Here is a 6,537-nt window from a genome sequence, read left to right on the forward strand (position 1 = left end):
CGGCGACCTGGCCGGCCCGGCCCGGTCCGGCCAGGTGCGGTCCGGCGGCGCACTCCCTGCACGCCCGAGGCCGCGACCAGCACCGCGAGCAGCGGTGCGACGGTCACGGCCGCCTGAAGTGCTCCCGCTTCAGCGCCGCTGCTGCCGGGACAGGCCCCGGACGGCCCGGACTGCGGCGGCTTCGGCATGTCCGCTGCGCGTGTCCGCTGCGCGCGGCCGGCTGCCGGCCCGGCTCGCTGTCGCGGAAGATCCCGGCAACCGCCCGACGGCCGATGGGGCGAACGAGACGTCCCAGGGGCCCCGGCCGCTCTGGAGCCGCGGGCTCCTCGGTGTCCGGCCGCACCATCCGTACCGCGCCGGCCAAGGGCTGTCGAGCTGTCCTGGACAGCGCCTCGAGATCCGGGGGACAGGGTGACGGCCATGGAGATTCGCACCCTCGACGGCGACGCCCCGGCGACGATCGCCGCCCTGCTCCCCGGTTTCCGGGACACCATGAGCCATGAACTGCCCGGAGACCCTCCGGTGACGGAGGCGCTTCTCGCCCGGCTGTTGCAGCGCCGGCACGGCGCCGACCGGATCGTGCTGGCCGCGTTCGAGGACGAACGCCCCGCCGGCGTCGTGAAACTCGGCCTCGACCTGGGCGACCCGACCGGTCCCGGACACGGTTCCCTGTGGGTCTTCCCCGGCTTCCGACGCCGTGGCGCCGGACGGGCGCTGGCCGAAGCCGCACAGGCCGCGCTGCGCGATCGCGGCCGGGAGCTGCTGCTGGTGGACGCACCGCGCACGGACGCGGCGGAGGCCTTCGCCACCGGGCTCGGGGCCCGGCGCACGTCGGTGACCATGCGGAACCGGCTGCTGCCGGCCGGGCCCGCGCGGGCACAGCTGGAGGCGGCGGCACGCCGGCCGGTGCCCGGATTCGGGCTGCGGCGCTGGAGCGGACGCTGCCCCGACCACCTCGTCCAGGGGTACGCCCGCGCCTGGGGCGCCCTGGAGGGGCAGGCCAACGGACAGGCCCGGATGCGCAATCCGTCCGTGCAGGACGTACGCGCCCGGGAGGCCGAGGCGCTGCGGGCCGGCCACCGCCAGTACGTGGTGGCGGCCGTCGCGGACGGCGGCGCCGAAGTCGTCGCGTACAGCACGCTCTTCGTACGCGACAGCCCCATGGCCGACACGGGCGAGACCCTCGTGCTGCCGCATCTGCGCCGCCGCTCCCTCGCCACCTGGCTGAAGGCGGAACTCCTGCTCCAGGCGGCACGCGAGAACGAACAGCTCGCCCTGGTCCAGGTGTTCAACGACATCACCGACACCGCCGTCGTCGCGCTCAACAAGAAGCTCGGCTTCACGGCCGACTCGTACTGGTCGACCTACGCGCTCAAGGCCTGAGCGTCGTCCGTGCCGAGGGAAGGATCCGCGATGAGTTCCAGCGAAACCCCCGTACTGATCGTCGGCGGCAGCCTGGTCGGGCTGTCCGCCGCCGTGTTCCTCGCTCACCACGGTGTCGCCTGCACCCTGGTGGAGCGGCATCCCGGCACCTCCGTCCACCCCCGGGCCGTCGGCTACTACCCGCGCACCTGCGAGCTGCTGCGGCAGGTGGGCCTGGAGGAGGCGGCCCGCCGGGAGGCGTCGGGGTTCGACAACCACAGGACCCGGGCCGGGGTGGAGTCCCTGGCCGGCGAAGTCCTCTTCAGCCGCGAGGAGTTGCAGGGGGAGGACACCCTGGACGAGCTCACTCCGTCACGGCTGCTGCTCCTTCCGCAGGACCGGCTCGAGCCGCTGCTGCGGGCCCGCGCCGAGGAGCTGGGCGTGCAGCTCGAATTCGGCACCGAGCTGCTCTCCTTCGCGGAGGACCCCGACGGGGTGACGGCGGTGCTCGGACACGGCGCCGGCACCGGCATCGTCCGCAGCAGCTATCTGGTGGCCTGCGACGGGCCGCGCAGCACTGTGCGTGAGGCCCTCAAGGTGCCCCGGCAGGGGCGCGGTGTCCTCTCCCGGCATGTCAGCATCGCCTTCGGGGCGGATCTGAGCGGGGTGCTCGGCGAGCGCCGCTACAGCGTCGTCCATGTGAAGAACCCCCAGGTCACCGGGATCTTGGTGCACGACGACACGCTGACCGGAGGCACCCTGATCGTCGGCTACAGCCCCGAGGACGGCGAGAGCCTGGACGATTTCACCGACCGCCGCTGCACCGAGCTGGTGAGTTCGGCGATCGGCGCGCCGCAGGTCGCGGTGACGATCCGCTCGCGCTTTCCCTGGGACATGGCGGAGCAGGTCGCCGAGGGCTTCGTGCACGGCCGGGTGCTGCTCGCGGGCGACGCCGCCCATGTCATTCCGCCGACCGGCGGCTACGGCGCCAACACCGGTATCGCCGACGCGCACAACCTGGCATGGAAGCTCGCCATGGTGCTCAAGGGCTCGGCCGGTGCCGCGCTGCTGGACACCTACGACACCGAGCGCCGCCCCGTCGCCACCTACACGGCGGGCCAGGGCTCGCTGCAGCTCGCGGTGCGTTCGGGCAGCGCCACGCCCGAGCAGCAGGCAGAGGTGGCCGACGAGCTGACGGTGACGATGGGCCAGGCCGTCCGTTCCGCCGCGGTCGTTGCCGAGACGGGCAAAGAGCCGCCGGTGCACGCGTCCGATCCCCGCACCCTGCGCGGTGAACCGGGCACCCGGGCACCGCATGTGGTGCTGCAGCGGGGCGGTGCCCCGCTGTCCACACTCGATCTGTTCGGGCGCGACTTCGTCCTGCTCGCCGGGGAGCGCGGCACGGCCTGGACCCGTGCCGGGGCCGTCGCGGCGCAGCGCCTGGGGCTCGGACTCGACGCTCTGCGCGTGGTGCCGGCAGCGGAGGGCGGGGACGGCGTCCTCGGTGATCCGCAGGGGCGCTGGAGCACCGCCTACGCGGCGGGGCCCGAAGGCGCGGTACTGGTACGGCCGGACGGTCTCGTCGCCTGGCGCTCGCACGGAGCCGAGCCGGCGGGCGAGGAGAGCGGCGTCCTGACCGACGTGCTGCGGACGGTGCTGGCCCGCGGATGAGCACGGGCGCGGCGCGCGGCACGACCGCACTGCGGCGTACCGTGCGCCCCGCCGGCGCCGGCGGCTGTCTACTCGGGGTCCGCGCTCGGCTGCAGCGCGGCGAGGGAGTCCGTGTACTTGATCAGCAGGCGGGCGAACTCCAGCCGCTCCTCGTCGGGCCAGTCCCGGGTGATGCGCTCGTACGCGGACCGCTGGTGCCTGCGGAAGCCGGCGAGCATCTTCTCGCCCTCGTCGGTGAGCTGCAGGATGATGCGGCGGCCGTCGCGCTGGGACGCCGCGCGAACGAGATAGCCGGAGGAGATGCAGTCGGAGACCATCCGGCTGGCCACCGAGGGGTCGACGGCGAGCCGCTCGCCGACCACACCGACGGTGATCTCCTGGCCGGCTCGTTCCGGACCGTCCTGGACGATGTTGAGCACCAGGGTCCTGGTGAGGTCCTTGCGCGGCACCTTCTTCTCGACATTCAGGGCCGCGGAGCGCCGCAGCCGAGAGAAGGCCGGTCCCACGGCGTCGAGCAGCTCTGCTGCCCGGGTCGGGCTCTGGGTCGGAGTGTCCATGGACGACATCCTAGACGAGTTGTTAACTAGCAGCGAGCATCTGTATGCTCACAAGCTATTGCATGCTTTAAAGCATATATCTTCTCCGTGATCATCCACTCGGCAATCACCTGCTTTCCGCACCCAGAAGGGCTGGATCATGGCAACCGAGGTAATCGATCAGGACGTTGACGTCGTCGTCGTCGGCGCAGGCCCCGTGGGCACGCTGCTTGCGGCCGAACTGCGCATGGCGCACGTTCGCGTGGTCGTGCTGGAACGGCTGCCTGAACGGTCCCCGCATTCCAAGGCGTTCGGGCTGCACGCCCGCTCGCTGGAGTCGCTGGACCGGCGCGGACTGGTCGAGCGGTTTCGCGAGGGCGCCCGCTCATGGAACAACGGACACTTCGCGGGCCTCGACGAATGGGTCGACTTCTCCGCGCTCGACAGCAACCACGGCTATGCGCTGCTCTCGGAGCAGACGCGGACCGAGCGGCTGCTCGAGGAGCACGCCGTCGAGGCCGGCGCCGAGATACGGCGCGGCCACGACGTCACGGCGGTGCGCCAGGACCAGGGCGGCGCCGAGGTCGACGTGAGCGGTCCCGGCGCCCGCTACACGCTGCGGGCCAAGTACGTCGTCGGATGCGACGGCGGCCGCAGCCTGGTCCGCCGGGAGGCGGGCATCGGCTTCCCCGGCACGGGAGGCCGGGTGACGGCCCGCCTCGGCGACGTCGTGCTCGCCGACCGGGAGGGCGCCCCCATGGGCATGGAGCGCACCGGGCGCGGTCTGCTGTTCTGCGTGCCGCTGGACGACACGTACCACCGCGTCTCCACGTTCGACTTCGAGCCGGGCCAAGACCCCGGCGAAGAGCTCACCATGGACGAACTCACCGCCAGCCTGCGGGAGATCTGGGGCTCCGACCTGGGCGCCCACTCCCCGCGCTGGCTGTCCCGGTTCACCGACTCCGCCTGCCAGGCCGACCGCTACCGCCAAGGGCGCGTCCTGCTCGCCGGCGACGCCGCCCACACCCACTTCCCGGTGGGCGGGCAGGGCGTCAACCTCGGCCTCCAGGACGCCTTCAACCTCGGCTGGAAACTGGCCGCGACCGTCCACGGCTGGGCACCCGAGGGCCTGCTCGACAGCTACGACAAGGAGCGGCAGGCCCCCGCCCGCCGGGTGCTGGCCAACACCCGCGCCCAGATCGCGCTGATGAACCCGGACCCCTACGTCACGCAACTGCGCGAGCTCTTCACCGACTTGATGCGCAAGGAGCAGGTCAACCGGCACCTGGCCGAGATGCTCAGCGGTGTGACGGTCCGCTACGAACTCGACGGCCCCGGGCACCGGCTGCTCGGCGACTTCGCCCGCGACCTGGAACTGCGGGCGGACGACGGGAAGAGCCTGCTGCCCGAGCACCTGCGCGGTGCCACCGGCGTGCTGCTCGACCTCGCCGGCCGCCCCGAGGTCTCGCAGGCCCTGGGGGAGTGGGGTGAGCGCGTGCGCGGGGGAGAGCGGGTGCGCCACATTCGGGCGGTCTGCGACCAGGAGCCGGAACTGGCGGGCCTGTTGGTGCGCCCCGACGGCTATGTGGCGTGGGCCGCGGACCGTGATGCGACCGCCGCAGAACTGCGCGACGGGCTCGGCGCCGCCCTGGCCGCCTGGTTCGGAACGGCCTGAGAGAGCCTCCTGCGGGCAGCGGTGAAAACTGTCTGCAATCATGTGTATACTCGTCAACACATGCATAAGAGCATGTAAATGCAACCCGGAATCCTGGGCGGAGCCAGCAGGCCAAGACCGCGGCTCGAAGAAACCTCCTAGTTGGGAGAACACCATGCGCATCGTCCGCCACTACGAGCACGGAGCCCCCGCAGTGCTGCGTGTCGAAGAGGTGGAGAGGCCGCAGCCCGGTCCGGGCGAAGTGCTGATCCGCTCCGAGGCCATCGGCGTCACCTTCGCCGAGGTCCAGCGCCGGCAGGGCATCCCGATCGGCGGCCACGCCGACCTGCCCGGCGCCCCCGGTGGTGACGTCGCCGGCACCGTCGAGGAGCTGGGCGAGGGCGTGTCCAACGTCAGGGTCGGCGACCGGGTCGTGGTCGACGTGGACCACAGCGCCTACGCCGACTACGTCGTCGCCGACTCCGCCTGGACCATCACCATTCCCGAGAACATGGACGCGGCCGAGGCGACCCTGCTGCCCAGCCCCGCCCAGACCGCCTACCACGCCATCAAGGAGGCCGGTCAGCTCCAGCCCGGCGAGACCATCCTCATCGACGCCGCGTCCGGCGGCGTCGGCCACCTCGCGGTGCAGATCGCCAAGGCGATGGGCGCCGGCCGCGTGATCGCCACCGCCAGCACCCAGGCCAAGCTGGACTTCGTCCGCGGCCTCGGTGCCGATGTGACCATCAACTACACCGACCACGACTGGGACGAGCAGGTCAAGGCCGCCACCGACGGCCGCGGCGCGGACGTCGTCCTGGAAACCGTCGGCGGCGACATCCTCACCAAGAGCATCCAGATCACCGCCCAGTTCGGCCGGCTGGTCTTCTACGGTTCGGCCAGTGGCAACATCCAGCCCATCCACCCGCTGGCCCTCAGCCGGATGAAGACCGTCGCCGGCTTCGCGCTCTACGCGATGCTCTACAACAAGCCGGAGGCCATCGCCGCGGGCCAGCGCGACCTGCTCGACATGATCGGCTCGGGCAAGGTCCGCCCGGTCGTCCACGAGCGGCTCTCCCTCCAGGACGCCGTCAAGGCGCACGAACTGATGGAGGCCCGGGCCCAGCTCGGGAAGGTCGTTCTCGTTCCCTGACCGCCTCCTGAGGGAGATGGCCGGCCGCGCCAATCCCCCGGGCGCGGCCGGCCATCGACAACTCACCGCGTGACAGAGCCGCCTCCCGTGCATACGGCAGGCGGCCTTCTGCGCCTTTCGGCCCCTGCGAACCCACCTGCCCCTGCACGGCGTTGCCCTCG

The 6,537-nt window shown here is 72.0% G+C and carries 5 protein-coding genes; 4 read left to right on the forward strand and 1 reads right to left on the reverse strand.

Annotated elements, in window-relative coordinates; genetic code table 11:
- The first annotated feature begins 420 nt into the window (after positions 1-420).
- Both ACFV0T_RS28225 and ACFV0T_RS28230 read left to right on the forward strand, forming a co-directional pair.
- Positions 421-1,383: a GNAT family N-acetyltransferase gene (locus tag ACFV0T_RS28225; RefSeq protein WP_385784854.1), complete on the forward strand. Its 963-nt coding sequence runs from the start codon at positions 421-423 to the stop codon at positions 1,381-1,383.
- 30 nt (positions 1,384-1,413) lie between these two features.
- Positions 1,414-3,033, forward strand: a complete 1,620-nt coding sequence (locus tag ACFV0T_RS28230; RefSeq protein ID WP_385784857.1) for an FAD-dependent oxidoreductase — start codon at positions 1,414-1,416, stop codon at positions 3,031-3,033.
- Between the two features lie 68 nt (positions 3,034-3,101).
- On the opposite strand, the gene ACFV0T_RS28235 is transcribed toward ACFV0T_RS28230, so the two are convergent.
- Entirely contained in the window at positions 3,102-3,590 is a 489-nt protein-coding gene (locus ACFV0T_RS28235; RefSeq protein ID WP_385784859.1) for a MarR family winged helix-turn-helix transcriptional regulator, read from the reverse strand.
- Positions 3,591-3,729: 139 nt separating this feature from the next.
- Between ACFV0T_RS28235 and ACFV0T_RS28240 the strand changes: the two genes are divergently transcribed.
- Entirely contained in the window at positions 3,730-5,244 is a 1,515-nt protein-coding gene (locus tag ACFV0T_RS28240; protein WP_385784862.1) for an FAD-dependent monooxygenase, read from the forward strand.
- A 154-nt stretch (positions 5,245-5,398) separates the two neighbouring features.
- Positions 5,399-6,376, forward strand: coding sequence for a zinc-binding alcohol dehydrogenase family protein (locus ACFV0T_RS28245; protein ID WP_385784865.1), 978 nt, complete (start codon positions 5,399-5,401; stop codon positions 6,374-6,376).
- The last annotated feature ends 161 nt before the right edge of the window (positions 6,377-6,537 follow it).

The organism is Streptomyces sp. NPDC059582 (assembly GCF_042735715.1).
Lineage (GTDB): Bacteria > Actinomycetota > Actinomycetes > Streptomycetales > Streptomycetaceae > Streptomyces.

Coding starts and splice junctions, on each gene's coding strand:
- ACFV0T_RS28230 (WP_385784857.1), top strand. CDS start 1,414: ATGAGTTCCAGCGAAACCCCCGTACTGATCGTCGGCGGCAGCCTGGTC.
- ACFV0T_RS28245 (WP_385784865.1), top strand. CDS start 5,399: ATGCGCATCGTCCGCCACTACGAGCACGGAGCCCCCGCAGTGCTGCGT.
- ACFV0T_RS28240 (WP_385784862.1), top strand. CDS start 3,730: ATGGCAACCGAGGTAATCGATCAGGACGTTGACGTCGTCGTCGTCGGC.
- ACFV0T_RS28235 (WP_385784859.1), bottom strand. CDS start 3,590: ATGGACACTCCGACCCAGAGCCCGACCCGGGCAGCAGAGCTGCTCGAC.
- ACFV0T_RS28225 (WP_385784854.1), top strand. CDS start 421: ATGGAGATTCGCACCCTCGACGGCGACGCCCCGGCGACGATCGCCGCC.